General features: G+C 60.7%; 20 protein-coding genes. 7 read left to right on the top strand and 13 right to left on the bottom strand.

The annotated features are described in order from the left end of the window. Positions 1–10: 10 nt before the first annotated feature. Positions 11–1,534, top strand: coding sequence for a xylulokinase (gene xylB / locus AAGW23_RS14940; protein WP_342407173.1), 1,524 nt, complete (start codon positions 11–13; stop codon positions 1,532–1,534). A 190-nt stretch (positions 1,535–1,724) separates the two neighbouring features. Here xylB and AAGW23_RS14935 read toward each other — a convergent pair whose 3' ends face one another. Further along, entirely contained in the window at positions 1,725–2,951 is a 1,227-nt protein-coding gene (locus AAGW23_RS14935; RefSeq protein WP_342407172.1) for an acyl-CoA dehydrogenase, read from the bottom strand. Positions 2,952–3,097: 146 nt separating this feature from the next. Here AAGW23_RS14935 and AAGW23_RS14930 point away from each other — a divergent pair, with 146 nt between their 5' ends. Next, entirely contained in the window at positions 3,098–4,012 is a 915-nt protein-coding gene (locus AAGW23_RS14930; RefSeq protein WP_342407171.1) for a LysR family transcriptional regulator, read from the top strand. Positions 4,013–4,067: 55 nt separating this feature from the next. Here AAGW23_RS14930 and AAGW23_RS14925 read toward each other — a convergent pair whose 3' ends face one another. The 4 genes from AAGW23_RS14925 to AAGW23_RS14910 form a co-directional block, all read right to left on the bottom strand. Then, positions 4,068–5,087, bottom strand: coding sequence for a LacI family DNA-binding transcriptional regulator (locus AAGW23_RS14925; RefSeq protein WP_342407170.1), 1,020 nt, complete (start codon positions 5,085–5,087; stop codon positions 4,068–4,070). Positions 5,088–5,201: 114 nt separating this feature from the next. Then, complete coding sequence (locus AAGW23_RS14920; protein WP_342407169.1) at positions 5,202–6,218, bottom strand: TRAP transporter substrate-binding protein; 1,017 nt, start codon at positions 6,216–6,218, stop codon at positions 5,202–5,204. A 55-nt stretch (positions 6,219–6,273) separates the two neighbouring features. Further along, on the bottom strand, positions 6,274–7,551 hold the full coding sequence (locus AAGW23_RS14915) for a TRAP transporter large permease subunit (protein WP_342407168.1): 1,278 nt from the start codon (positions 7,549–7,551) through the stop codon (positions 6,274–6,276). A 43-nt stretch (positions 7,552–7,594) separates the two neighbouring features. After that, positions 7,595–8,734 (bottom strand): gluconokinase, GntK/IdnK-type, encoded by a 1,140-nt coding sequence (locus tag AAGW23_RS14910; RefSeq protein WP_342407220.1) that lies wholly within the window; start codon positions 8,732–8,734, stop codon positions 7,595–7,597. Between the two features lie 242 nt (positions 8,735–8,976). Here AAGW23_RS14910 and AAGW23_RS14905 point away from each other — a divergent pair, with 242 nt between their 5' ends. Further along, a complete protein-coding gene (locus AAGW23_RS14905) occupies positions 8,977–9,255 on the top strand; it encodes a peptidylprolyl isomerase (protein ID WP_342407167.1) in 279 nt (92 codons plus the stop codon). Positions 9,256–9,259: 4 nt separating this feature from the next. On the opposite strand, the gene zapE is transcribed toward AAGW23_RS14905, so the two are convergent. Beyond that, positions 9,260–10,387 (bottom strand): cell division protein ZapE, encoded by a 1,128-nt coding sequence (zapE, locus tag AAGW23_RS14900; protein ID WP_342407166.1) that lies wholly within the window; start codon positions 10,385–10,387, stop codon positions 9,260–9,262. A gap of 156 nt (positions 10,388–10,543) precedes the next feature. On the opposite strand from zapE, the gene AAGW23_RS14895 reads away from it, so the two are divergent. Continuing rightward, positions 10,544–12,532 carry a PhoX family phosphatase gene (locus AAGW23_RS14895; RefSeq protein ID WP_342407165.1) on the top strand — a complete coding sequence of 663 codons (1,989 nt, stop codon included), beginning with the start codon at positions 10,544–10,546 and terminating at the stop codon, positions 12,530–12,532. 30 nt (positions 12,533–12,562) lie between these two features. Here the strand turns inward: AAGW23_RS14895 and AAGW23_RS14890 are convergent, their stop codons facing one another. Together AAGW23_RS14890 and AAGW23_RS14885 are read right to left on the bottom strand one after the other, a co-directional pair. Further along, positions 12,563–13,621 (bottom strand): AI-2E family transporter, encoded by a 1,059-nt coding sequence (locus tag AAGW23_RS14890; protein ID WP_342407164.1) that lies wholly within the window; start codon positions 13,619–13,621, stop codon positions 12,563–12,565. A 134-nt stretch (positions 13,622–13,755) separates the two neighbouring features. Continuing rightward, positions 13,756–15,072, bottom strand: coding sequence for a Na+/H+ antiporter family protein (locus AAGW23_RS14885; RefSeq protein ID WP_342407163.1), 1,317 nt, complete (start codon positions 15,070–15,072; stop codon positions 13,756–13,758). Between the two features lie 179 nt (positions 15,073–15,251). Between AAGW23_RS14885 and queD the strand changes: the two genes are divergently transcribed. Further along, positions 15,252–15,608: a 6-carboxytetrahydropterin synthase QueD gene (queD, locus tag AAGW23_RS14880; RefSeq protein ID WP_342407162.1), complete on the top strand. Its 357-nt coding sequence runs from the start codon at positions 15,252–15,254 to the stop codon at positions 15,606–15,608. Between the two features lie 155 nt (positions 15,609–15,763). Here the strand turns inward: queD and ligA are convergent, their stop codons facing one another. The 4 genes from ligA to moaA all read right to left on the bottom strand — a co-directional run bounded on the left by ligA (position 15,764) and on the right by moaA (position 24,266). Continuing rightward, positions 15,764–18,130: an NAD-dependent DNA ligase LigA gene (gene ligA / locus AAGW23_RS14875; protein ID WP_342407161.1), complete on the bottom strand. Its 2,367-nt coding sequence runs from the start codon at positions 18,128–18,130 to the stop codon at positions 15,764–15,766. A 350-nt stretch (positions 18,131–18,480) separates the two neighbouring features. Then, positions 18,481–19,299, bottom strand: a complete 819-nt coding sequence (gene zipA / locus AAGW23_RS14870; protein ID WP_342407160.1) for a cell division protein ZipA — start codon at positions 19,297–19,299, stop codon at positions 18,481–18,483. A gap of 180 nt (positions 19,300–19,479) precedes the next feature. Next, complete coding sequence (gene smc, locus AAGW23_RS14865) at positions 19,480–22,968, bottom strand: chromosome segregation protein SMC (RefSeq protein ID WP_342407159.1); 3,489 nt, start codon at positions 22,966–22,968, stop codon at positions 19,480–19,482. A 302-nt stretch (positions 22,969–23,270) separates the two neighbouring features. Next, positions 23,271–24,266, bottom strand: coding sequence for a GTP 3',8-cyclase MoaA (gene moaA, locus AAGW23_RS14860; protein WP_342407158.1), 996 nt, complete (start codon positions 24,264–24,266; stop codon positions 23,271–23,273). 235 nt (positions 24,267–24,501) lie between these two features. On the opposite strand from moaA, the gene AAGW23_RS14855 reads away from it, so the two are divergent. Further along, positions 24,502–25,383, top strand: coding sequence for an ion transporter (locus AAGW23_RS14855; RefSeq protein WP_342407157.1), 882 nt, complete (start codon positions 24,502–24,504; stop codon positions 25,381–25,383). Positions 25,384–25,503: 120 nt separating this feature from the next. After that, positions 25,504–25,917: a CopD family protein gene (locus tag AAGW23_RS14850; RefSeq protein WP_102835394.1), complete on the top strand. Its 414-nt coding sequence runs from the start codon at positions 25,504–25,506 to the stop codon at positions 25,915–25,917. Between the two features lie 72 nt (positions 25,918–25,989). Here the strand turns inward: AAGW23_RS14850 and AAGW23_RS14845 are convergent, their stop codons facing one another. Beyond that, positions 25,990–26,454 carry a DUF2231 domain-containing protein gene (locus AAGW23_RS14845; RefSeq protein WP_102835395.1) on the bottom strand — a complete coding sequence of 155 codons (465 nt, stop codon included), beginning with the start codon at positions 26,452–26,454 and terminating at the stop codon, positions 25,990–25,992. Positions 26,455–26,477: the final 23 nt, after the last annotated feature.

Raw genomic sequence — 26,477 nt, 5'->3', positions numbered from 1 at the left:
GGACGGCTCCGTGTATCTCGGTATCGACTGCGGAACCCAGGGCACCAAAGCACTGCTGCTCGACGCCGCCAGCGGGCGCGTGCTGGGCCAGGGCTCGGCGGCACACACGCTCATCAGCGGCGCCAATGGACGCCGCGAGCAGGACGTCACGCAATGGACGACCGCGTTCGCCACCGCCACGAGAGCCGCCCTAACCGAGGCCGGAGTAGACGGTCGCGAGGTGCTGGGCATCGGTGTGTCCGGGCAGCAACACGGGCTGGTCACGCTCGACCGCGACGGACAAGTGCTGCGCCCGGCCAAGCTCTGGTGCGATACAGAATCAGCTGCACAGAACGCCGCGCTGCTCGACTGGCTGGGCGGGGAACAGGGGTCGCTCGAGCGCCTCGGCATCGTCATCGCGCCGGGCTACACCGTCTCGAAACTCTTGTGGATGAAGGCGCGGCACCCCGCACGCTTCGAGCAGATCGCGCACATCCTGCTGCCGCACGACTATCTGAACCACTGGCTCACCGGGCGCGCCTGCGCCGAGTCTGGCGATGCGTCCGGCACCGGCTATTTCAACGTACGAACCCGTGAGTGGGACCTCGGCATCCTGCGCCACATCGACCCGAGCGGTCGCCTGGAGGCGGCACTGCCGGAGCTGATCGAGCCGGACGAAGCCGTCGGCCGGCTGCGCCCGGAAATCGCCGGACAGCTCGGGCTGAACCCTGACGCCATCGTATCCAGTGGCGGGGGCGACAACATGATGGGCGCCATCGGCACCGGCAACATCCGCCTCGGCGCCATCACCATGAGCCTGGGCACCTCCGGCACGCTCTACGCCTATTCGGACACGCCGCGCATCAGCCCCCAGCCAGCAGTCGCCACCTTCTGCTCGTCCAGTGGAGGCTGGCTGCCATTGATTTGCACCATGAACCTGACCAACGCCAACGCCGCGATCCGCGACCTGCTGCAGCTCGATCTCGAATCGTTCAACGCACTTGTCGCGCAGGCGCCAATCGGCTGTGACGGCGTCACCCTGCTGCCTTTCCTCAACGGCGAGCGCGTCCCCGCCCTGCCCCAGGCAAGTGCCAGCCTGCACGGCCTGACCACGGAAAACCTCACTCGCGCAAACCTCTGCCGGGCCGTTGTCGAGGGCGTGACCTTCGGCCTGCGCTATGGCCTGGACCTGCTGCGCGAAAGCGGCATCCGCAGCGAACGCGTCCAGCTGATCGGCGGCGGCGCGAAGAACCCGCTGTGGCGCCAGATCGTCGCCGACCTGATGGCCACCCCGGTGGTCTGCACCACCCACAGCGAAGCCGCGGCCCTTGGCGGCGCCATCCAGGCGGCGTGGTGCCATGCACGACAAAGCAACCCCATCGCCAGCCTCGCAGCGCTGTGCGCTCGCTGCGTGCGGGTCGATGAAGGCACAGCGGTCGAGCCGCAGGCGGAATCGGTTCGGGCTTATGAACAGGCCTATCGGCGCTATCGGCAGCTGGTCATCGACACCCATGGTCAACAAACGCCGCCGGATCTGCGCACTGTGGCGCCATAAGCGCGCCGGGAGAGGAGGCAGGTACGGCGGTATGACCGTGGCCTGCAGCCCGTTCGCGAGCAGAGCTCGCTCCTGCAAAAGCGGACCCTCGTGGCGGCAAGCTTGTTTTATGCCGCACTGATAACAGCGCATAAAAAAGCAAAGCCACTCACGTGGCCTTGCTTTCAGCTGTTGCCCGATAGCGGTCGGCTTAGCGGCTACGCAGCGCCTCACGCGGCACGTACTTGCCCAGCTCGTGACGGGCGATGGCCACCCGATGCACCTCGTCCGGGCCATCGGCCAGCCGCAGCGTACGCTGCATCGCCCACCAGTGGGCCAGCGGGAAGTCTTCGGAAACACCCGCGCCACCGTGGATCTGGATGGCGCGATCGATGACCTTCAGCGCGACGTTGGGCGCGACCACCTTGATCTGCGCGATCTCGCTGGCGGCGATCTTGTTGCCGACTGTATCCATCATGTACGCCGCGTTCAGCGTCAAGAGGCGCGCCATGTTGATCTCGATACGGCACTCGGCGATGTAATCGAAGTTGGCACCCAGGCGCGCCAGCGGTTTACCGAAAGCCGTACGGCTGACGGCGCGTTCGCACATCAACTTCAGCGCACGTTCGGCCACGCCGATCGAACGCATGCAATGGTGAATGCGGCCCGGGCCGAGTCGGCCCTGAGCGATCTCGAAGCCGCGGCCCTCGCCGAGGATGACGTTGTCATAGGGCACGCGCACGTTTTCCAGCAGCACTTCGGCGTGGCCATGCGGGGCGTCGTCGTAACCGAACACCGGCAACGGCCGCAGCACCTTGACGCCGGGGGTATCCATCGGCACCAGGATCATCGAATGCTGGGCGTGGCGCGGCCCATCCGGGTTGGTCAGCCCCATGAAGATCATGATCTTGCAGCGCGGATCGCAGGCACCGGAGGTCCACCACTTGCGCCCGTTGATGACCCATTCGTCTCCCTCGCGCACCGCGCGGGCTTCCATGTTGGTGGCGTCGGACGAAGCCACGCCTGGTTCGGTCATGCCGAAGGCGGAACGGATCTCGCCGCGCAGCAAAGGTTCCAGCCACTCGCGCTTCTGCGCTTCGCTGCCGTAGCGAACCAGCACTTCCATGTTGCCGGTGTCCGGCGCTGAGCAGTTGAAGGCTTCCGGGCCGAGGCCCGAGCTGCCCATGATTTCCGCCAACGGCGCATATTCGGTGTTGGTCAAGCCCGCACCCAGCTCGGACTCCGGCAGAAACAGGTTCCACAGGCCCTCGGCTTTTGCCTTGGCCTTGAGTTCCTCGACGATGGCGGTCGGCTGCCAGCGATCACCCTCTGCGACCTGCTGATAGAAGACCTTTTCGGCGGGATAGACGTGAGCATCCATGAACGCTTGCACACGCTCTCTCAGCTCTTGAACCTTTGGGGAGTAGGCGAAATCCATGGGCGATAACCTTCTGGCAGGTAATGTTTTGTAATTTTGGATGCTAGAGGAGGTTTCTTGATTTATCTAAGCTATTTTCCTCGTGTATAAACATTCATCACCGATATATGATCGGCGAATTCCGATACACGCCAGAGAGCACAACAATGAACCTGAACAAGGTCGATCTGAATCTATTCATTGTCTTCGACGCCATCTACACCGAGGCCAACCTGACCCGCGCCGGGCAGATCGTCGGCATTACTCAGCCAGCCGTTTCCAACGCCCTGGCACGCCTGCGGGAGACGTTCAACGATCCGCTGTTCGTGCGAACCGCGCAGGGTATGGTGCCGACGCCGATGGCGCAGAACATCATCGGACCGGTGCGCAACGCGCTGCAATTGCTTCGCGTCTCGGTGCAGGAAAGCCGCACCTTCAATCCGCTGCAGGCGAACAAGACCTTCCGCATCAGCATGACCGACCTTACCGAGGCCGTTGTGCTGCCGCCGTTGTTCCAGCGTCTGCGTCGGCTGGCGCCGAACGTGAAGATCGAAAGCATGCTCGCCAAGCGCCGCGAAACCACCAAGGAACTGGCGGCTGGGCGGCTGGACTTCGCCATGGACGCCCCACTCAACACTGACCCGCAGGTGCGCCACGTCAAGCTGCTGGAAGACCGCTACGTCTGCGCCATGCGCCGTGGGCATCCACTGGCCAAGGACAAGCTCAGCGTCGAGGAATACCTCTCGCTGTCGCACATTCATATTTCCAGCCGACGCAGCGGGCTGGGCATGGTGGACCTGGCGCTCGGCAAGATGGGGCAACAGCGCAAAATTGCCTTGCGCTCCCAGCACTACATGATGGCCACCCAAGTGATTCAACAGACCGATATGGCGGTGACCGTCCCCGAGCGTTTCGCACGGCGTCACGACCTATTCCAGGTCCCTTTGCCAGTGGATATCCCACCGCTGGAAACACACATCTACTGGCACGAGAGTACCGATCAGGACCCAGCCAACCGCTGGATGCGCGAACAGATGATCGAGATCGCTCAGCAGGTCACGGCGGCGCAGCAGGCCGACTGATTTACCCGAGCTGAGCCTCAGATCTGCCGGCACGTCCAATGCGTGCCGGCTTGCCTCATGCGCTTTCGCGCATCACCACTTCAAAACCCACATCAATACGCCGTTGCGGTGGCGACTCGCCGCGCATCAGGCTCAGCAGCATTTGCCCAGCCAGCTTGCCGATTTCGCCGCGGATGGTGCGTACAGTGGTCAGCGCCGGGTGCATCCAGGCGGCGGCCGGCAGATCGTTGAAACCGGCAATCGCCAGCCGCTCCGGCACGGCCAAGTTCAGCTGGCGAGCACGAAAGAGCGCGCCCAGCGCCAGATCGTCGTTGTTAAAGAAGATCGCATCGATTTCTGGATGCTGCGCCAGTAACCGATCGAGCAACTCGGCGCCAAGCCCTATGGATGAAACCTGCGGCGTAAGCACCTCAAGTGCGGCATCGTAAAGCGAGGCCCCGCGCATGACCTGCCGATAACCTTCGGCACGTTGCAAGGTTCGGGGGTCGAGTTGCGCGGCTGCGAACGCAATGTTGCGATAGCCGCGGTCGAGCAACTTGCGGGTCATGGCCGCACCGGCTTCCAACTGGGAGAAACCGACGCAGTACTCCTCTTCGCCATCACTCAGTTCCATCAAGGTCACGATCGGGCTGGTGTAGCTGCCAAGTACTTCGCGCGCGGCATCGCTGCGCTCGAAGCCGGTAACCAACAGCCCAGCCGGCTGATGGGCAAGGTAGGCACGCAACAGGCGCTCGTCTTCTTCGGGATGGTAATGGCTGACGCCGATCATCAGCTCGTAACCTGCCGGCATCAGCACGCGCTGAATGGCTTCGACGGTATCGACGAATACGGCGTTCGACAGCGAGGGGATAATCACTGCGACGAGGTTTGAACGCGCGCTGGCCAGGTTGCGCGCCGCTGTATGCGGGACGTAACCCAGTGTCTTGACCGCTGCCATCACCCGTTCGCGCAGGGCGTCTGACACCCTTTCGGGTTGAGACAGCGCGCGCGAGGCGGACATCAGCGAACAACCGGCACTGCGAGCCACGTCGGACAAGGTGGCCCGCTCCAGCGAGCGGCGACGGCGAGAACTCATGGTGGAATCCAGCGGCGAGGGGGCGGAGATTCTATACGGGAAGTCGCCCCGAATCAGGCCAGGTGAGCACTGACAGACGCCAGCGCTCACAAGGTCTGAAGGGGCTGCAACCGATTACTTCGGCGCTTTCTCAATCGCTGCCTGTACTTCGTTGAACAGCGGCTCGCCAACGGTATCGATCACGGTCTGGATAGCCGGTTTGGCCTGCTCGCGCATGCGCTGAATTTCCTCCGGGCTGACCTTGTTCACCTCCATGCCCTGCTCCTTGATTTTAGCCAAGGCTTCGCGGGCTTCAGCGCGAGTGTCTTCACGCTCCGAGTCACGCGCGGTTTTCGCCGCCGTCATGATGATGTCCTGCTCGGTTTTCGACAGGCCATCCCACCAGCGCTTGGATGCCGTGACAATCCATGGGCTGTACACGTGATTGGTCACACTCAGGTACTTCTGTACCTCGTAGAACTTGGACGAGAGGATGGTGTTATAGGGGTTCTCCTGGCCATCGACTGCCTTGGTTTCCAGCGCGGTGAACAGCTCGGAGAACGGCAGCGGGACGGCATTCGCGCCCATCTGCTTGAAGGTGTCGATGAACACTGGGTTCGGCATGACGCGCAGCTTGATGCCTTCGAAATCTTCCATCTTTTCGACCGGACGGACGTTGTTGGTCAGGTTACGGAAGCCATTCTCCCAGTAGGCCAGGCCAACGAGGCCCTTTTCTTCCAGCGCATCCATGACCTTCTGGCCGACAGGGCCATCCAGTACGTAGTCGGCCTGTTTTTCACTTTCGAACAGGAAAGGCGTGTCCCAGACCGCCATTTCTTCAGCCACACCGACGAGGGTCGCCGTCGAGCCGACCATCATTTCCTGAGCGCCGCCCATCAGCGCATTCTGCATCTGATCATCGGAACCCAGACTGGCAGAGCCGAAGGTACGGACTTTGAGCTTGCCATCGGACGCCTTGGCAATCTCCTCGGCCAGCAGCTTCGCGGCGCGACCCTGGTTGCTGTCTTCGTTGAGTCCATAACCGAAGCGAATCATCCGAGGCCGGATATCGTCGGCAGCCTGAGCGGTCACCGCAGTGATTGCGCTGCTGAGGGTTGTGGCGGCCAGCGCCGCGATGAGAAATCGTTTCATGCTCTCTTACCTTTTGTTGTTGTGAATGAAGGATAAAGCTCAAGCCTCGCGTCGATCACCGCAGCCACGCCAGTGGCACGGTGATGATCGACGGTACTGCTATCAGCAGAATGACGATGGCCAGATAGATGACGAAGAACGGGATGACGCCGCGCACCAGTGTTTCCATGCGCAGCCGCCCTATTCCGCCGACAACGTTGAGTACGGTACCGACGGGTGGTGTGATCAGACCGATCGAGCCGATCAGCACGAACATCACGCCGAAGTACACCGGATTGATGCCGGCCTTTACGGCGATAGGCGCCAGTACCGGCCCGAGGATCAAGATGGTCGGGGTCAGGTCTAGCACCATGCCGATGGCGATCATCAGCACCATGATGGCGACCATCAGCAGCTTGGGATCTTCAGCCAAGGGGCCAAGCATCGAGGCAATTTCGTCTGGCAGCTGAGCCAGGGTGATCATGTAGGCGGAGACGATCGCCGCGGCGCAAAGGAACATCACCGACGCCGTGGTACGACTGGCTCGGGTCAGCACTTCGACCACACCGCTCCAGCTCAGCTCTCGATACAGCAGCGTCGAGACCAGCAAGGCGTAAACGGCCGCGACCACTGCTGCCTCGGTCGGCGTGAACAGACCAAAGCGCAAGCCACCGACGATGATCACTGGCAGCATCAGCGCAGCCGCGCCATCGACCAGCGCCTTGCGGCGTTCGGCTCCGGTGGCCTTCGCCTGGGGCGGCTCCTCGATCTTTCGTGCGATCAGCGTCCACGCCACGACCAGCCCGGCGCCCATGATCAGACCGGGAACCATACCGGCAAGAAACAGCTGGCTGATCGAGGTATTGGTGACAACACCGTAGATCACGAAGGGCATTGAGGGGGGAATGATCGGCGCGATGATGCCGCCCGCCGCAACCAGCCCCGACGAGGAACTCAGCGGATAGCCGCGCTCGCGCATCATCGGCAACAACAAGGTTGCCAGCGCCGCAGTGTCGGCAAGCGCAGACCCGGACATGCTTGCCAGCAGGACAGATGCCGCAATCGCGACGTAGCCGAGACCGCCGCGCTTATGGCCGAAGTAGGCCTGCGCCATGTTGATGATCCGGCGGGAGATGCCGCCGGCATTCATCAGTTCGCCGGCGAGGATGAAAAAGGGCACGGCCAGCAGCGGAAAGCTGTCGGCACCGGCCTGTAGGTTCTGTGCCAGCAGCTGCACATCCCAGAAATCCAAGTACCACATCAGCACCGCGCCGGTGAGAATCAGCGCGAAGGCAATCGGCATACCGAAGGCCATGAAGCCAAACAATGACGATAAGAAGACGACGACAGTCATGTACGGACCTCGGGTGGGCGTATGCCCTTGTTGTTATCAGGAATCAATCGGCCGTAACGTTGGCTTCGGCGATGGGTAGAGGTGGCTGTCGACGCCAGACGTTGACCAGCTGGATCAGCGCCAGAACCGCAAGCGCAACCATGCTGGCGGCGACCGGAACCATCGCCACGGCCAGCGGATAACCCACAACCGGGCTATTGATGGTCCAGCCGAACTGCATCTGATTCCATCCGCCCATCGCGGCAAGTGCGCTGGCTACCGCGACCATGATCCAGCTGACCGAATCCACCACTCGACGAAACAGACGTGGGAACCGGTCGCGGATCATGCTGAAGGCCATCAACTCGCCACGGCGCATGCTCGAGGCCACGCCAACGAATACCAACCAGACAAAGGCCAGCCTCGAAAGCTCTTCAGCTCCGGTCCAGCCCGTGCCGAAGGCATAGCGCAGGACCACGCTGCTGAACACCACGATCACCATGAAGGCCAGCAGCGCCGCCATCAGCCAGTCGGTAATCCGGTCAAAGCCCTGCGCGAACTTGCCGCCATAGATCGGCTGGGTGGTCAGCTCGGCGCCCGTCGGCTCGACGTCATCGACATTGACCGCGCCCGAAGCTTGGCCGCCGCGCTGACCGTCGCCCTTGTTAGCGCTATCAAGCGGAACCGCAGAAAGGTCCTCTTTGGCATTGATCGCCAAGCCGCCGTCCTCAGTCATCCAAGCGGTGATCTCGTCCAGCACTTGCTCGCGTGGCTGGCTGGCATCGACCACGAGCACATGGGGCTCGCCGGCTGGGGACTCGAGCGTGGCGAACTGGCTGTCAACCAGCGAAATCGGCATGAAATGTCCAGCGCGCCCACCGACTCGCTGGACCGCCGTGTCGTAATCAATGGACAGGTGCGCAAAGCACAAGCCCGGCACCGCATCGCGCAACAGATCACGGTAGCGGCGCTTCAGCGCGGAACAGGCAAGAACGAAGCCGACGTCATCATCGATGGCGCGCTGCATTTCCACCACGAGCTTCTGCAGCCACTCGACGCGGTCGGCATCTGACAACGGCGTGCCGGCACGCATGCGTGCAACGTTTTCTTCTGGGTGGAAATGATCGGCTTCGATGTGTCGAAAGCCCAGGGCATCGGCGGCGGCGTGACTGGTTTCGGTTTTTCCCGAACCACTGACGCCCATGACCACCAATGCGCGGCGGTTAGGGGGAAAATCGCTGTGGGTGTGGTAATCCACTGTCGGTCTCCGGCGGCATCGTTGTGCCACATTATGTTTGTGGACCGGATGGTAGCGCTAACATATGACCAACCATAACTACCGTTCGTCGGCTTTGCTTGCAGCCGAACGGTCAGATTCGCTGTTTTCCCGCTTCGGTTTGCAGCGCTGCCTGACTACAATCGCCGCCGCATCCGAGGAGATCCGCAATGCCCAAAGCCATGGCCCGCCACATTCTGGTGAAGACAGAAGCCGAAGCCGCGCAGCTGAAAAAGCGCATCGCCAACGGCGAAGCCTTCGACGTGCTGGCGAAGAAATATTCGACCTGCCCCTCCGGCAAGAAAGGTGGCGACTTGGGAGAGGTCCGTCCGGGGCAAATGGTGCGCAGCATCGACCAGGTGATCTTCAAGAAGCCGCTGCGAGAGGTGCATGGCCCGATCAAAAGCCAGTTCGGCTATCACCTGGTGCAGGTGTTCTACCGCGACTAAGAAGCTAGTCGGTGTGACCGAAACGCTTCAGCTGCATTTCCTGCAACCGGCTCAACGTTCGGCGAAATGCAAAGGACAGATAACCCTCGGTATAGAGCTCATCCATCGCAACCTTGGCCTCCAGATACAGCGGCACGCCTCGGTCGTAGCATTCGTCTACCAGCGCAATGAAGCGTCTGACGCTGTCATCGTGCGCGGCCAGCTTCGGTAGCTCGCGGTCGCCCGCCACTACTTGTGCTGCGCCGTCTTCAGTACCGCGCGCGATGCGTCCTTCACGCTGCTCGCTTCCCAGTCGCGGCACTGCGCCGATCAGGATCGCCGAATAGCGATCACAGAGTTCGATGAAATCCAACGCTGAGAATGGCTGCTCGCACAGGGCAGCAAAACAACACCAGAGCACGGAGTCGCTGCTGCACTCGACCTGTAAAAGTCGACGTCCGACGAGGACTGGCCGGGTATCGGCAGCCTGCCCTCTGCTCAGCCTGTCGAATACAGAGCGCAGCGACCCGCCGTCCTGTGGCTCGCTGATCCAATAGCGTTGTTCGGCTATGCCCGGGCGCTGACGATGATCAGCCCCGCCGTCGACATTGACGACCTGCATGTGCAGCTCGATTGCATCAATGGCAGGCAGGAAGCGCTCGCGGTTGAACCCGTCAGCATAGAGCTGATCGGGTGATTGGTTGGACGTCGCGATGATGACCACGCCGTGCTCGAACATCACCTGAAACAAGCGCCCCAGAATGATCGCATCGCCGATGTCGGCAACGAACAGCTCGTCAAAACACAGCACCCTCACCTCTTCGCTCAGCTCCTTTGCCAATGCCTGCAACGGATCAGGCGTACCGTTGAGCTGGAACAGACGGATGTGAACCCAGCGCATGAAATGGTGGAAATGCTGCCGTCTTGCTGGCACCTGCAGGCTGCGATGGAACATGTTCATCAACCAGGTTTTGCCGCGTCCGACTGGACCCCATAGGTAAACGCCGCGAATCGACTCGCCACCCGCATCGTCGTGCAGCGCCTCATGGCAGCGCTGCAGCCACTCGACCGCGCGCAGCTGGGCGGCGTCACTGACGTAACCCTGACGTGCAATAGCCTGCTGATACAGGGCAAGCGGAGCGCTGAATTCCATAACAAGGCCATTGTGAACTAGGGCGACGATGGTAACGCAGACAGTCCTGGCGAACAGAACTAGCGGACCGCTCGTCGAGCTTGGAGTGGGTGTCATTAAGCTGTCGCAAGCCGAACATAACGTCACAGTCCCGTCGATTACCAATGGAGCTGCGTCGTGACTGACGATAATCAAAAGATACTGTTCGGCAATGGTGATGAGCTGCCTAGTAACCGCTCTGCCAACCCTCACATTCAGGATGTCATCGATGCGGGACGCCGCAAGGTTTTGGCCGGCGGTGCAGCGTTCGGCGCACTGGCCTTTCTCGGCGGGCTGCCTTCGATGGCCACTGCAGCCGAGCCGGCTGAGATCGGCAGCCGGTCGCCCTTTCAACGGCGTAACCGTCTTCCCTTCGGGACGGTAGCAGTAACCCGCGCCGACACCATTACCGTTCCCGCAGGCTTCTCCGCAAAAGCCTTTATCCCTTGGGGCACGCCAATCTGTGGAAGCTATCCAGCATTCCTCGAAGACGCCAGCAACAGTGCGGAAGATCAGGCCCAGCAGACCGGCATGCACCACGATGGCATGCACTTCTTTCCCATGGATGCACGTTTCAAAGGCCGCAAGAGTGATCATGGTCTGCTCGTGCTGAACCATGAATACATTGATGCCCCGCTGCTCCATCCCAACGGTCCGACCGTCGTCGCTGGCAAGCGTGTCGACGCGGATGAAGTGCGCAAGGAGATCAATGCGCACGGCGTTTCCGTTGTCGAAGTTCGCCGTGGCCCTCAGGGAGACTGGTCGGTACTTCCCTCGGCACGCAACCGCCGCATAACCGGCGCGACGCCGATGCGCATTGAAGGCCCGGCACGTGGCCATGACTTGATGAAGACGCGCTACAGCCCGAGCGGCACCTCCACCCGCGGCACGCTGAACAACTGCTCGAATGGCTATACCCCCTGGGGCACCTACCTGACCTGCGAGGAAAACTGGGCGGGCTATTTCGCCACTCGCGACGCTGAATTGCCACGCCAATTGGAGCGCTACGGCCTCCGGTCAACCGGGCGTTACGGCTGGGAAACCATTCGCGGCGACGAATTCGAGCGTTTCGATGCAACCACTACGGCGACAGATCCGCGCGCCGACTATCGCAACGAGCCCAACACCTTTGGCTGGATTGTCGAGATCGATCCATTCGACCCCGACTCCACGCCCGTCAAGCACACCGCCCTGGGCCGCTTTGGTCATGAAGGCCTAGTGTTTGCACCCACCAAACCGGGCTGGCCACTTGTCTGCTATTCAGGAGACGATTCGCAGAACGAGTACATCTACAAATACATCAGCCGCGACAAGTACCGCCCACAGCGAAGCGACGGTCGGCTGCTCGACGAGGGCACCCTGTATGTCGCGCGCTTCAACCCGGACGGCAGCGGCGACTGGCTAGCGCTGGATCTCGAAGACGAAGCCTTTCAGCAGGCCTGTGCGGCTGCAAATGTAAGCTTTGCCGATCAGGGCGAGGTACTGATCAACACGCGTCTGGCAGCGGACATCGTTGGCGCGACCAAAATGGATCGCCCTGAGTGGGGCGCCGTCCACCCCGACACGGGCGAAGTGTATTTCACGCTTACCAACAACAGCTCGAGGCAGGAAGCCGACGCAGCCAACCCTCGCGCGCCGAACCCCACCGGCCACATCATTCGCTGGCGTGAGGAAGGCAAGCATCAGGTTGGCACGCGGTTCCAGTGGGACCTCTATCTGCTCGCCGGGCCGCAGAGTGATAGCCGTGATCCGCATGGTCGACCATTGACCGACGAAAACATCATGGCGAGCCCGGACGGGCTCTGGTTCGACGATGAAGGCCGCCTCTGGATCCAGACCGACATGAGCGGAAGCCAGCTGCGCAGCGGTCCATTCGGCAACAATCAGATGCTGGTGTCAGACCCGAAGAGCGGCGAAACCAAACGTTTCCTGGTCGGCCCCCAGGGTGCCGAGGTAACCGGCATTACCGCAACGCCGGACTTCCGCACGTTGTTCGTGAATATCCAGCATCCAGGGGAAGGCTCGACGTCAACCGAGTACACCAGCAGCTGGCCCGACGGCCCGGGCCGTCGGCCACGCTCGGCAACAGTCATCATCACGCGTGATGATGGCGGACGTATCCTCTAGCCCGAAGCGGCGTCCGGCTAGCCCGGACGCCTATCGAGGTGAAGGCTTGGCATCAGGGGCGATAAACAAGGCCCACGACGACATGAACAGCGCTGCAATCAGCGGCCCGATGACGAAGCCGTTCAAGCCAAACAGGGCGAGCCCGCCCAGCGTCGAAATCAGCACCAGATAGTCGGGCATCTTGGTGTCCTTACCCACCAGAATCGGCCGTAGGAAATTGTCCACCAGGCCAATCACCAGAACACCGTAGAGCGTCAGGATCACGCTTTGCAAAACCATTCCCTGTAGCAGGAAGTAGATCGCGACAGGTGCCCAGATCAAACCGGCGCCAATCGCGGGGAGCAAGGAAAGAAACGCCATCATCACACCCCAGAGCAACGAGCCTGGGATGCCCATGACAGCGAAGATCACACCGCCGAGAAATCCCTGGGTGGCCGCCACGACGATGTTGCCTTTGACGGTAGCCCTGACCACGCGGGTGAACTTGCTGAACAGCCGACGCTTCTGGTTATCGCTCAGTGGCATCGCACGGCGAATCTTGGCGACGAGATCGCGCCCGTCCCGAATGAAAAAAAACAACAGATACGTCATCACGAAAAAGCTGACCAGAAACTGGAAGGTGCCCTGGCCGAAGCTGAACGCTTTGGTAGCCAGGAACTGGCTGCCCTGCAAAGCGCCACTGGCAAGTCGATCACGCATCTGATCAAGATTGCCGAGCCCAAAGCGTTGCAATTGTCGTTGCGCCGACTCAGGCAGCATCTCCTTGGCGCCGCCAACGAACTCGCCGACGTCGAGCTCTCCGCTTTCCATTTGTTGATACAGCAACGAGCCCTCCTGAACCAGCAGACCCGCAATCAAGATAACCGGAAGTACCGCAACAACCAGGCAGACCGTCAAGGTGATGATCGCCGTCAGGTTTCGCCTGTGCCCCATGCGACGCTGCAGGCGGCGTTGCAGTGGCGCAAAGATGATCGCGAGAATTACGGCCCAGAACACGGCCCCATAAAACGGAAGCAGTATCCAGCCGAAGGCAATGCTCACGATGAGCAGTAGAGCGAGAAAGACTTTCTGCTCAAGAGTGGTGTTCACGAATTCATCCTATCGCTGCGGTCGTATCAGTTAGTCAGCGATTCGCGCCAGGAGTGCTGATGGAGCACGACCTAGCGAAAGAGCGGACGCGCCGGCGACGACGCATCGTGCCAGCGCAACCACACCGATGAGAGTTACAGCGTCATCGCAGCAATCCAGCCGAAGGCAAGAAGCGGCAGGTTGTAGTGCAAAAAAGTCGGGACCACGGTGTCCCAGATATGGTTGTGCTGGCCGTCGGCATTCAACCCGGCGGTCGGCCCGAGGGTCGAGTCCGAAGCGGGCGACCCCGCATCACCCAGCGCACCCGCCGTGCCCACCAAGCTGACGATCGCCAGCGGACTGAAGCCAAGCTCCAACCCGAGCGGTACGAAGATGGCAGCGATGATCGGCACGGTGGAAAAGGAGGAGCCGATACCGATGGTGACCAGCAACCCCACCAGAAGCATCATCAACGCGCCGATGGCCTTGCTGTTACCAATCCAGGCGGCAGATGTATCGACCAGGGTTTTCACCTCGCCGGTTTCGCGCATGACCTCGGCAAATCCCGCTGCAGCAATCATGATGAAGCCGATCATGGCCATCATCTTCATGCCTTCTGTGAATAGATCATCAGCTTCTTTCCAGCGCACCACGCCGGATACGGAGAAGATCACGAAACCGACCAGCGCGCCGATGATCATCGAGTCCAACCACAGTTGAACGACGAACGCAGCAGCGACGGCCAACGCAGCCACCAACAAGGTCAGCGGGCTGTAGCTGACACTGATGGCTTTCGATTGGTCAACCTTGGCCAGATCGTAATTGCGCGGCTTTCGATAGCTGAACATGGCTATCAGCAGGCCGGTCAGCATGCCGATTGCGGGAATCAGCATGGCCTGACTGACATTGATGCCGGCGATGTCGGCGCCACTCTTGGCCACGTTTGCCAGCAGAATCTCATGCAGAAAGATGCTGCCGAAACCTACCGGCAGGAACATGTACGGTGTCACCAGGCCGAACGCGAGTACGCAGGCAATCAAGCGTCTGTCGATCCTCAACTTGCTCAGCACGTAGAGCAACGGTGGAACCAGCAAAGGGATGAAGGCGATATGGATCGGCAGGATATTCTGCGACGACACGGCAACCGCCAGCAGTAGACCGATCATCAACCACTTCACAACCCCTGCGGAGTCCGACTCGTGCCGGCCCACCATGGCCAACGCGCGATCAGCCAGCGCATGAGCCAACCCACTCTTGCCGATCGCAACAGCGAATGCGCCCAGCAAAGCGTAGGAAAGCGCTACCGTCGCGCCACCGCCCAGCCCTTTGTTGAACGCTGCAAGGCTGCCGTCCAGCCCCAATCCGCCCATAACGCCGCCAGCAAGCGCGCCGGCAATCAATGCCACTACCACATGGACCCTGCACAGGCTAAGAATCAGCATGATGCCGACTGCCGCTACCACTGCATTCATTTCAACTCCCCGAAAGCGGCGAACGCCGATAAAAAGCCGGGCACTGTGCCGCAAGCCCGAGGGAGTGTCAAAAGCGCTGCGTATGCAGTGCGGCGGTTGCGACTGGTAGCTCGCTGCGCAACGGCGACAGCCGAATACAAACCGGTAGAATGCGGCTTTTCGCCTTACCGGATCGACCAGTGGAAATATTCAAAGAGTTTACGTTCGAGTCAGCCCACCGCTTGCCCCATGTTCCCGAAGGGCACAAATGCGGCCGCCTACACGGGCACTCGTTCCGGGTTGCGATTTACCTTGAAGGCGAGGTGAACCCCCATACCGGATGGATCCGGGACTTCAGTGAGATCAAGCAGATTTTCAAGCCTGTCTATGAACGACTCGACCATAACTATCTGAACGACCTGCCAGGCCTCGACAATCCGACCAGCGAAAACCTTGCCGTATGGATCTGGAATGAGCTCAAGCCGTTGCTGCCAGAGCTGTCGCGAATACGCATTCATGAAACCTGCACCAGCGGCTGCGAATACCGTGGCCAGTGAAGCGTCAAGCAGGGCAAGCATCCAGCAAGCTCAGAATGTGTAGTTCGTACTACGCTTGTGAATAGCGAATTGCCTCTTCGCTCGAAAACAAGGGCGACCGTCGCTCCGATGGCCGCCTGACCGTCATTCCCTACCTAGCCGGGGACCTCTGACGGCTAACCTTCCAGGCTGGCGAGGCGTTTCAGAAAGGCCTCCTCGTCATCCACTTCAAGGCCCAGTTCATTGGCTTTTGCCAGCTTGGAGCCAGCACCTGGCCCGGCCACCACGACACTGGTCTTGGCCGAGACTGAACCCGACACCTTTGCGCCCAACGCTTCCAGTCTTGCCTTGGTATCGTCGCGGCTCATGCTTTCCAGCGTGCCCGTCAGCACCCAGGTCTGGCCGGCCAGCGGCAAGCCTTGAGCAGTCTTGCGCTCACTCTCCCAATGCATGCCGAAATCTTTCAGTTGGTCTTCGATGGCGCGAGCACGGGCGGTATTTGTCGGGTCATCGAAATAGTCGCGCAGTGCTCGGGCCGCCTTTTCGTTGAGCCGTTCAACCTGACGCAGGTCCAGCCAGTCGGCTTCGATGATACCGGTCAGGCTGCCGAAACGATCAGCAAGACGCTGGGCACCGGTGGCGGCGATAAACGGAATGTTCAGCCTGTCGAGCAAGCCTGCCAGCGTCGCACAGGCCGCAAAGTCAGGATGCACATCCCCCTCCTCCTGCAACTCAACACCACGCGAGCGCAACTGCTGGATGACCGACTGGTTGTGTTCATCGTCGAAGAAGCTATGGATTTCGTGGGCGACTTCCAGACCGATATCCGGCAGGTAAACCAACACGTCAGGCAGAGCACGACTGATGCGGTCCAGCGAACCCAGGGCACGCGCCAGCAGTTTCGCCGTGCCTTCGCCGACGTCAGGGATGCCAAGGGCAAAGACGAAGCGCGCCAGGGAAGGCTTGCGGCTGGCGTCGATGGCATTGAGCAGGTTGCGACTCGACACTTCGGCGAAGCCGTCAAGTGCCAGGACCTGTTCGAAGCTGAGGCAATAGAGATCTGCCGGGGACCGGACCAACCCGGCATCGACCAGCTGCTCGACGATCTTGTCACCCAGGCCATCGATGTCCATCGCCCGGCGCGAAACGAAATGGATGATCGCCTGCTTGAGCTGCGCCTGACAGGCCAGACGACCAACACAGCGATAGATCGAACCTTCCGTTACCGACTCGCGCCCTTTGCTGCGTTTGATCAGCTGGGTGCGCTCGACGGCCGAGCCACAAACCGGACACTGCTCCGGCACATGAACGGTACGGGCATTCTCAGGTCGGCGCTCCGGAATGACGCCGAGGATCTGCGGGATGACGTCACCGGCGCGACGGACGATGACCGTATCCCCGATCATGACCCCGAGCCGGGCGACCTCGTCCATGTTGTGCAGCGTCGCGTTGGACACCGTCACGCCAGCGACCTGAACCGGCTGCAGACGCGCAACCGGTGTGATAGCACCGGTACGGCCTACCTGGAATTCCACGTCGAGCAGCTCGGTCACTTCTTCGCGCGCCGGGAATTTATGAGCGATCGCCCAACGCGGCTCACGAGCGCGAAAGCCTAGCTCGCGCTGTTGCGCAATGGAGTTGACCTTGAACACCACGCCGTCAATCTCATACGGCAGCGCGTCGCGCTTCTCGCCGATGGCATTAAAGTAATCGCGGCACTCTTTAACGCCTTTCGCCAGTTTGAGCTCACGACTGATCGGCAAGCCCCAGCCCTTAAGTGCCTCGAGGATGCCAATATGGGTACCAGGCAGATCGTCGTCACTACGGCCGACCCCATAGGCGCAGAGTTCCAGCGGACGGCTGGCGGTAATCTTCGAATCCAGCTGGCGCAGGCTGCCTGCGGCAGCGTTTCTCGGGTTGGCGAACGGCTTGTTGCCCGCCTCCAGCTGACGCGCGTTCAACGCCTCGAAACCCGCCTTGGGCATATAGATCTCACCGCGCACTTCCAGTACCTCGGGCCAGCCGTCGCCGTGGAGCTTGAGCGGAATGTTGCGCACGGTTCGGACATTGGCACTGATGTCTTCGCCGGTGCTGCCGTCACCACGCGTAGCACCGCGCACCAATTGGCCATTTTCGTAGAGCAGACTTACCGCCAGGCCGTCGAGTTTCGGCTCGCAGCTGTACTCCAGCTCGACGCCGTCGCCGAAAAGGTCGCCTGACGGCAGGTCCAAGCCTTCGCGAGCGCGGCGGTCGAAGTCGATCAGGTCTTGCTCTTCGAAGGCATTACCCAAGCTCAGCATCGGCACTTCATGACGGACCTGGCCGAAGGCCGCCAGCGCCGCGCCGCCGACGCGCTGAGTCGGTGAGTCCGGACTGACCAGCTCGGGATGCTCGGCCTCGAGCGCCTTGAGATCCTTGAACAAGCGATCATACTCAGCATCGGGAACGCTGGGCTCGTCTAATACGTAATAACGATAATTATGGGCGTCGATTTCGCTGCGCAGCTCGGCGATGCGTTCTGCGGCGGTCTGGGCGGACGTCATGGTATTGAGGCCATAGCTGCAGGCTGGACCGAGTGCAGAAGCGGCACGCCGGTCGACCTTAAGTGAATGTTCTGCGGAGGATTTTAGCCTGTTTGCGTGACGGCATGGAGCGTCGGGCGCAAGGGTATCGGAGGGTTACTGGTTATCTGCAGAATCACCCTGGCCCTTAAGGCTACGCTAGAGGCAAAAACCAAAGAAATGGTTGGCCAGAGGGCTTCGATTACCTTCTGAGCCAGAGCGAAGCGAATAAGCTTCGAGGGGCTGAAGCCCTCCTCACGTGCCGTTCGGTGAGGCCAGGTGAATCCCTCCCCTGCCAAACAGAAAACCGCTCCTGGGAGCGGTTTTCTGGATCAACGTTTGGTTGTCATCTGCCGGCGCTCGTAATCCACAATACGCTGGCGATAATGCTCGATGGTCTGAGCCGTCAGCACGCTGCGCTGATCGTCCTTAAGCTCGCCGTTAAGCTCCTGTGACAACTTCCGAGCAGCGGCAACCATGACATCGAAAGCTTGCTTCGGATGGCGCGGGCCTGGCAGACCCAGAAAGAAGCTCACGGCTGGGGTAGTGAAGTGGTCGATGTCATCCAGATCGAAAGTGCCAGGTTTGACCGCATTGGCCATGGAGAACAGCACTTCGCCGTTGCCCGCCATGCTTTCGTGACGATGGAAGATGTCCATCTCACCGAAGCGCAGACCGCTTTCCAGAATATTCTGCAACAGTGCAGGACCACGGAAGCCGTGCGGATCACGCGAGATCACATTGATGACCAGCACTTCCTCGACGGGAGGAAGATCCTGATCGAAATGCTCATTCGATTCCGCCTCTTCGTGGGCCACAGGATCCAGCAGCGTCGGAACGGGGGCATCGTCGCTCGAGAAATGCAGATCGCCCTGCCGCGGCTCGGCGCGACGCTTACCGGTTTCGCGCGCGCTCATCGAGGGAAGATCGGTTTCGTCCAGTGAGGGCTCGTTGTTTCGACTCACGACACGCGGCGGGCCCAACAGCTCGTTCGACTCGTCTTCATCGGGAAGATTGCTCGCAATGTTGCGGTCCAGCTTGAACTTCAACTTGCCCTTGCTACCGCGCATCCGCCGCCAGCCATCAAAAAGAATGCCGGCGATGACAATGATGCCGATGACGATCAGCCACTCGCGCAGACCGATATCCATTAATGCTTGAACCCCTGAAATCGATGATAAAGACGCAGATTCACAGCCGCTGAACAGGCTCATCTGCGCATCGTAAAAATTGCGCTCTAAACTAGCACGACGAACGGTAGTTTTGCACCGCCCGACACGGCTCTTTTATTGGTCTTCCAACACCTTCCACTGCGCTTGAAACAGCGCCATTCAAGCTTCTACGAGCGCCACCGCCTGCTCCACGTCGACCGCGACCAGCCTTGAGCATCCCGGTTCGTGCATGGTCACGCCCATCAGCTGGTCGGCCATTTCCATCGCGATCTTGTTGTGCGTGATGTAAATGAACTGCACCTTCTCTGACATCTCCTTGACCAGCCGCGCATAGCGCCCTACGTTGGCGTCATCCAACGGCGCATCCACTTCGTCCAGCATGCAGAACGGTGCTGGATTGAGTTGAAAGATCGCAAACACCAACGCCAGCGCGGTCAGTGCTTTCTCACCGCCTGACAGCAGATGGATAGTGCTGTTCTTCTTACCCGGCGGACGCGCCATGATCGCCACCCCGGTATCGAGTAAATCTTCCCCGGTAAGTTCCAGATAAGCGTTGCCACCACCGAAAACCTTCGGAAAAAGCGCCTGCAAGCCGGAGTTGATCTGGTCAAACGTTTCCTTGAAGCGATTGCGCGTCTCCTTGTCGATCTTGCGAATGACGTTTTCCAGCGTATCCAGTGCTTCGACCAGGTCATCGTTCTGCGCATCGAGATAGCGTTTGCGCTCCGATTGCTGCTGGTATTCGTCGATCGCCGCAAGGTTGATCGGGCCAAGACGCTGTATGCGCGCAGCCAGACTCTCGAGTTCGTCCTCCCACGCCGCCTCGCCGGCCTCGGCAGGTAGCGTCGCCAGCACGCCATGCAGGTCGAAACCATCCTCATGCAACTGATCCTGCAATGTCTTGCGACGGACGCTAAGGGCCTGCCAGTCCATCCGCTGCTGTTCAAGCTGGCCGCGCAGCAATTGTGCCTGCTGCTCGGCCTGCGTCCGGCGCTTCTCAGCGTCACGCAGTTCGCGATCCGCGTCTTCGAGCGCCAGACGCGCCAGCTTGAGCTCTTCTTCAACGCCCATGCGCCGTTCCAGCAGCTCTTCGAGCTTCATGCGCAGCTCTTCGAGCGGCGCCTCGCCCTCTTCCAGATTCAGGTTCAGCTGCTCGCGGCGCTCCACGGCGCGTTCGAACTGCTGCTCAAGGCGTTCGAGCGCCTGGCGGATCGAGTCATGCTGAGCCCTCAGCGAGCCAATCCGCACGGCCAGCTGGTGCGCGTGATCCTTGTGCTGGCGGGCGTCCTGGCGAACCCGGTCGAGTTTTTCCCGAATCGTGTCGCGGTTCGCCAGCAATGACTCGCGCTGCTCGGTGTCGACGGCCATCGCGTCGAGCGCATCCTGCAACTGCAGCCGCGACTCGCCCAGCTGCTCGGTTTCCAGGGCGCGCTGCTCGGAGAGCTCCAGAAGCTCCTCATCCAGCCGGCGCCGACGCAGGCTCAGCTGCTCCAATTTGGCCTGGCTGGCCGACAGACGAGCATTCAGATCGGCTTGCTGACGGGACAGCTCCTGGTGCTGGCGCCGTTGTTGCTCACGGCATTCCTCCTGCTCGCGTTGCGTTTCTCGCAGTTGGCCAAGCTGCTCGGCCCACAGCTCGAGGTTCACCTCACAGTCATCACGCTCGGCCTGCAACAGCGCCAGCTCCTGGCTGCGCGCCAACAGCCCGGACTCAGTCTCCCCGGCGCGTTTGACCCTTAGAAAATGCCGGCCAACCCAGTAACCGTCACGGCTGATCAGGCTGTCGCCATCAGCGAGCGAGGCACGTGCTGCCAAGGCCTGATCGAGGTCCGCCACCGGTCGCACCCGACCCAGCCAAGGCGACAGGTCGGTAGCAGACTCGACTTTGTCCAGCAGGCTTCCGGCAACCGGGCCGCGTCCCTGCCCGGCACTGACCAGACGCAAGTCGCCCTGTTCGAAGCCGCTCATGTCCAGGCTGTCGAAGTCGTCCAGCAGCACGGCCTGCAAATCCGCGCCCAGCACGGTTTCAACCGCCAACTCCCAACCCGTCTCGACGCGCAGGCCTTCGGCCAGGCGTGGCCGCCGGTCAAGCCCTCGTTCATGCAGCCAATCGGAGACGCCTTTTCCGGGATCCATGGCAGCCTGCTGCAAGGCCTCCAACGAAGCGATACGGCCATCCATACGCTGCAATTGGCCCAGCGCCTCCTGTTCGGCGCGGTTCGCCTGTTGCAGTTGTTCGCGGAGGCCCTCGAGCTGCTGATCGGTCAGCTTCTGTGCCGCAGACAGCTCCTCGAGATTCATCTCGCCGATGGCCAACTGTTCGCTCATCTCGGTAACCACGGCATCTTCCGGATCGCCGGCGAGCAAGCTGAGTTCATCCTCAAGACGTCGCCGACGCTCGGCCAGCCGCTCCAGGCTCTGTTCAAGCTGCTGGATACGCGACTGCTCGACCTCCGCCGCTCGGCGCGGTTCGGCGCTCTGCTGGTTGAACCGCTCCCACAGGTCTTGCCAGTGCTGCATGGTTGTCTCGGCTTCTTCGAGCTGGGCGGCAGTCTCTTCAGCGGCCGCGCCTGCGATCTCTTGCTCCGGCTCAAGCATGGCCAGCTCTTCACCAAGGGTGGCGAGCACGGTCCGGTCGTGCCCCAGATGAGATTCGGTTTCGAGTCGGGCCCGCTCGGCCTCGCGCAGATCGTCCTGCAGCTGACGCAAACGCTGTTGGCCATGCTGAATGCTCTGCTCGACGCGTGCGATATCACCGCCGACGGAATAGAAGCGCCCCTGAACGAGGTTGAAGCGCTCCGACAGCTCGTGGTGGCCGTCGCGCAAACGCTCAATGCTGGCGTCAGCATTGCGTTGTTCAGCTATCAGCGCCTCGAAGCTGACCTCCTGGTCGCCGATCACCTGTTCACGCTGCCCCACCTGATCATTCAGTGTCTGCCAGCGCAGCGCCGACAGTTGGGCTTTCAACTGGCGCTCCTCGGCTTTGTACTCTTGGTATTTCTCCGCCGACTGCGCCTGGCGATGCAGACGCTCCAGCTGACGCTCGAGCTCTTCGCGCAGATCGGTCAGACGAGCCAGGTTTTCGTGGGTGCGGCGAATACGATTTTCGGTTTCCCTGCGCCGCTCCTTGTACTTGGAGATGCCGGCCGCCTCTTCGATGAAGTTGCGCAGGTCTTCGGGCTTGGCCTCGATCAGCTTGGAGATCATGCCTTGCTCGATGATCGAGTAGCTGCGTGGCCCCAACCCGGTGCCCAGAAAGATATCGGTGATGTCGCGGCGACGACATTTCACGCCATTGAGGAAGTAGGTGTTCAGTGCATCACGGGTCACCCGGCGGCGAATTGATATCTCCGCGTAAGCCGCGTACTCGCCAAGCAGCGTGCCGTCCGAATTATCGAAGATCAGCTCGATGCTGGCCTGCGTCACTGGTTTGCGTGTGTTCGAGCCATTGAAGATGACGTCCGTCATCGACTCGCCACGCAGGTTTTTAGCTGAACTCTCGCCCATTACCCAGCGTACGGCATCGATGATGTTGGACTTGCCACAACCGTTCGGGCCGACTACGGCCGCCATGTTGCTAGGAAAACTTACCGTGGTGGGATCGACGAAGGATTTGAAACCGGCGAGCTTGATGCTTTTCAGACGCATTGAGGCCTATCCGTGGCAGTCGGAGCGTTGTATTCACCGTGGGCTTGATGGGTTTCCCGGGGCATTGCTGGAGTCGTCTGGGCGGTCGGCTGCGCAGTTTATCACGACGACTAGCGGGCCTCTCAGGGCCTGTAGCATAAAGCGAAAACGCGTGAAGGGAGTTCGGAAATGGCGGTCTCTACCGCGTATTGGCTGCCGACAGTGCTTAGCCACTGCCGATGGAAAAAGCCGCCCATACGCCACCATTGAACCGATGTCCATGGCGTGAGGGAAGCCAATATCTTTCAGAACAGGCGCAGTCGCTAGCCGCCCGTCATGCTCATGAACCGCACCACCTGGACCTGTTCATCAGTGCGGAATTCGTGTTTTTCAGGCTTGAGCTGCAGCGCATCCACCAACGCCTGGCGCAGCCGTTCGCTGTCGCCGGGGTAGCGACGCATCAAGGTCTTGAGATCCAGCGCGCCTTCGTGACCAAGGCAGAGCACCAGTTTGCCTTCGGCGGTCACTCTCACCCGGTTGCAACTGCCGCAAAAGTTGTTGCTATGAGGCGAGATGAAGCCCACCTGAGTGTCACTGCCCGCCACTTGCCAATAGCGCGAAGGGCCGCCGGTAGTGTGACTGCTTCGTATCAGCTGATGGCCGACTTCGATACGTTCGCGCACCTCCTCGCTGGAGCAAAAGGTTATTTCGCGCTCGTGGCTGGAGACGTTGCCCAGCGGCATCTCTTCGATGAAGCTGATATCCAGCCCGCGCTCGACGGCGAAATTCACCAGATCCAGCACTTCATCATCGTTACGGCCTTTCTGAATCACGCTGTTGAGCTTGATCCGCTCGAATCCGGCACGGCGAGCAGCATCGATACCGGCGACGACCTGCTCAAGCATGTCGCGGCGCGTGAGCTCGGCGAAACGTTCACGTTTGAGCGAGTCCAGGCTGACATTCAGACGCTTGACGCCCGCATCCCGCAGTACCGGCGCCAGTGTCGGCAGCTGCGAACCGTTGGTTGTGATCGCCAGGTCTTCCAACTCTTCACGCGCACCCAGACGACTCAGCAGGCTCGGCAACCCTTTGCGCACCAGCGGCTCTCCACCGGTCACACGGATACGCTTGACGCCCAGACTGATAAACGCGTCAGCCACGGCATAGAGCTCTTCCAGCGTTAGGATCTGCGCACGCGGGGCGAAGACCATGTCCTCACTCATGCAGTAGGTGCACCGGAAATCGCAACGGTCGGTGACCGACAATCTGAGGTACGTGATGCGCCGGCCGAATGGGTCGACCAACTTCGAATCTGGCATTTCGCTCTCCAGCGGTTTGATGCGCGAGACTAAGACTATTACTGAACGCCAGGCGTAGCAAAGGCTGCGGGCTGAATGGTAGACCCGAGGTATCTGGGAACGATTCAGCCTGCTTGGACTTTAGCCTGCCTGAGCGGCTGGATCGCGCTATAAAAGAAGGCACCCTTACAACGATCCTTTTGCGTGCGGATCGAACTCGGGGATACTTCGCGCTCGAGTTTTGCCGGGAGCCCACATGGACAACGACGCCCTCCAGTCGATGAGCTGGCGAGAACGCCTCTATGTCATCATTTTTTTCACCAATACGCCGGCCGGGAAGCGCTTCGATACTTGGTTGTTGGTGGCCATCTTCGCAAGCCTAGTAGTGGTGATGCTGGACAGCGTAGCGCTGTACAGCGAGCGCTATGGCGGATTACTGGACGCTCTGGAATGGTTGTTTACTGGCGTTTTCCTGATCGAGTACCTGGTCCGGATTTACTGTCATCCCGAGCCGCGCAAATACATTTTCAGCTTCTATGGTGCGATCGATCTGCTTTCGGTCGTTCCGGCCTTCATCGCCCTGGTGCTGCCAGACGCTGAGTATCTATTGGTAGTACGCGCGATCCGGATGTTGCGCGTCTTCCGCGTTCTCAAACTCACCCAGTACCTGAGTCAGGCCAACTTTCTGATGATCGCGCTGCGAGGCAGCAAGCAGAAAATCGTCGTCTTTCTGCTTAGCGTCAGCACCCTGGTATTGGTTTTCGGCACTTTGATGTACGTGATCGAAGGGCCGTCAAGAGGCTTCACCAGCATTCCGATGAGTATTTACTGGGCGATCGTCACCATCACCACTGTCGGATTTGGCGATATCACGCCTCAGACGCCTTTGGGCAAAGCAGTGGCGAGCCTGGTAATGATCACCGGTTATTCGATCATCGCGGTGCCCACCGGCATTTTTACCGCGGAGCTGGCGACCGCCATGCGTGCCGACAGTCTTCAGCAGCGCTGTCCGACCTGCGAAAAGCTCAGCCACGAGCCAAACGCGGCCTTTTGCAGCCGCTGTGGCACCCACCTGTTCAAACGCAGTGAGCCTGAGCACGACGACGAGCAGGATCCATCGAAGCAGCAGAGCGACTGAGGCAGCGCTGCGCTTCGCCGTCCAAGCTCCTCCTCCATACGCTTCCCCTGCGAGCTCCGAACCCCCCCGGCAAGCGGCTGTCACAACCTCTGACTTGCCGCGGGCTGGACGGAGACATGCATGCCCTTGCTCAAACTGGTGCACTTCGCGGGCTTGCTCTGCTGGTGCGGCACCCTGCTCTACCTGCCTGCGCTGATTGCAGCAGGTACTCGACGCAGTGACCCACTTTTCTATCGTGACCATGCGCATCTGACGCGCATGGTGTTCAACCTGATCGGCACGCCAGCGGCGCTGGTCGCCATTGGTTCGGGTACAGCGCTTTTCCTGAGCCAGGGTCTCGTGGCCGGCTGGTTGATCGTCAAGCTCAGCACCGTGGCCGGGATGGTGCTCTGCCACACCCTATGTGGCGTGCTGGTACTGCATATCGAACGGGCGCCTGAGCAGAGCGTGAGCATCCGTTGTCGTTTCCTTGGAGCAGTTGCCGCAACGTTCATCACCGCGACGCTTTGGCTGGTGCTGGCAAAACCTTTCTAGCACGCCCCGAACCGCTCGATCACCTCGAAGATGCCCATGACCGAACGATCCCAAGCCCCGTATTTTTCTGATTCAGACCTTGTCCAGGTCGACCCCGACAGCATGCTCGTAGACCAGCCGGCCGCCGAGATACGCCGCGAGGGATATCAACACGGCGGTGATCGCCGAGAGGTACAGCGCCCACAGCTGCATACTCTGGGCGTCGTTCTGGTAGCGCAGCAGCCAGTTCAGCGAAGCCAGCGACAGCATCATCACGGCGAGAATCGCATGACACCATGCAGTGATCTTGTGGCGAATCTCACGCACGGTCACCAAATCGATCAGTCCGAAGATGCTGGCGATCCAGCCACCCAGGGCGCCCACGCCGGACAGCCACAGGCCGGCTCGCCACCAGAAGTCATCCAACGTCCAGAGGTGCGCGAGATCAACCGGCAGCAAGCCGGTCAGTGCGGCGACCGGAAAGTGGATCAACATCGGGTGCAGCGGGTGGCCGGCTATCGCAGCGCGACTGTGAATAGAATCTCTGTATCGGGCCATTGGGCGCTCCGGCAGCATTTGTC

This window comes from Stutzerimonas chloritidismutans (assembly GCF_038562055.1).
Classification (GTDB): Bacteria; Pseudomonadota; Gammaproteobacteria; order Pseudomonadales; family Pseudomonadaceae; genus Stutzerimonas; species Stutzerimonas chloritidismutans_A.
The sequence above is the reverse complement of the archived record's forward strand: the minus strand, read 5'-3'. Positions and strand labels throughout refer to the sequence as shown.

What these genes read in the sequence shown, in the direction of transcription:
- AAGW23_RS14935 (WP_342407172.1), bottom strand. Translation starts at nt 2,951, where the DNA reads ATGGATTTCGCCTACTCCCCAAAGGTTCAAGAGCTGAGAGAGCGTGTG.
- AAGW23_RS14905 (WP_342407167.1), top strand. Translation starts at nt 8,977, where the DNA reads ATGCCCAAAGCCATGGCCCGCCACATTCTGGTGAAGACAGAAGCCGAA.
- AAGW23_RS14885 (WP_342407163.1), bottom strand. Translation starts at nt 15,072, where the DNA reads ATGAATGCAGTGGTAGCGGCAGTCGGCATCATGCTGATTCTTAGCCTG.
- ligA (WP_342407161.1), bottom strand. Translation starts at nt 18,130, where the DNA reads ATGACGTCCGCCCAGACCGCCGCAGAACGCATCGCCGAGCTGCGCAGC.
- moaA (WP_342407158.1), bottom strand. Translation starts at nt 24,266, where the DNA reads ATGCCAGATTCGAAGTTGGTCGACCCATTCGGCCGGCGCATCACGTAC.
- AAGW23_RS14850 (WP_102835394.1), top strand. Translation starts at nt 25,504, where the DNA reads ATGCCCTTGCTCAAACTGGTGCACTTCGCGGGCTTGCTCTGCTGGTGC.
- zapE (WP_342407166.1), bottom strand. Translation starts at nt 10,387, where the DNA reads ATGGAATTCAGCGCTCCGCTTGCCCTGTATCAGCAGGCTATTGCACGT.
- AAGW23_RS14920 (WP_342407169.1), bottom strand. Translation starts at nt 6,218, where the DNA reads ATGAAACGATTTCTCATCGCGGCGCTGGCCGCCACAACCCTCAGCAGC.
- AAGW23_RS14925 (WP_342407170.1), bottom strand. Translation starts at nt 5,087, where the DNA reads ATGAGTTCTCGCCGTCGCCGCTCGCTGGAGCGGGCCACCTTGTCCGAC.
- AAGW23_RS14855 (WP_342407157.1), top strand. Translation starts at nt 24,502, where the DNA reads ATGGACAACGACGCCCTCCAGTCGATGAGCTGGCGAGAACGCCTCTAT.
- AAGW23_RS14910 (WP_342407220.1), bottom strand. Translation starts at nt 8,734, where the DNA reads ATGGGCGTCAGTGGTTCGGGAAAAACCGAAACCAGTCACGCCGCCGCC.
- smc (WP_342407159.1), bottom strand. Translation starts at nt 22,968, where the DNA reads ATGCGTCTGAAAAGCATCAAGCTCGCCGGTTTCAAATCCTTCGTCGAT.
- zipA (WP_342407160.1), bottom strand. Translation starts at nt 19,299, where the DNA reads ATGGATATCGGTCTGCGCGAGTGGCTGATCGTCATCGGCATCATTGTC.
- AAGW23_RS14845 (WP_102835395.1), bottom strand. Translation starts at nt 26,454, where the DNA reads ATGGCCCGATACAGAGATTCTATTCACAGTCGCGCTGCGATAGCCGGC.
- AAGW23_RS14930 (WP_342407171.1), top strand. Translation starts at nt 3,098, where the DNA reads ATGAACCTGAACAAGGTCGATCTGAATCTATTCATTGTCTTCGACGCC.
- AAGW23_RS14915 (WP_342407168.1), bottom strand. Translation starts at nt 7,551, where the DNA reads ATGACTGTCGTCGTCTTCTTATCGTCATTGTTTGGCTTCATGGCCTTC.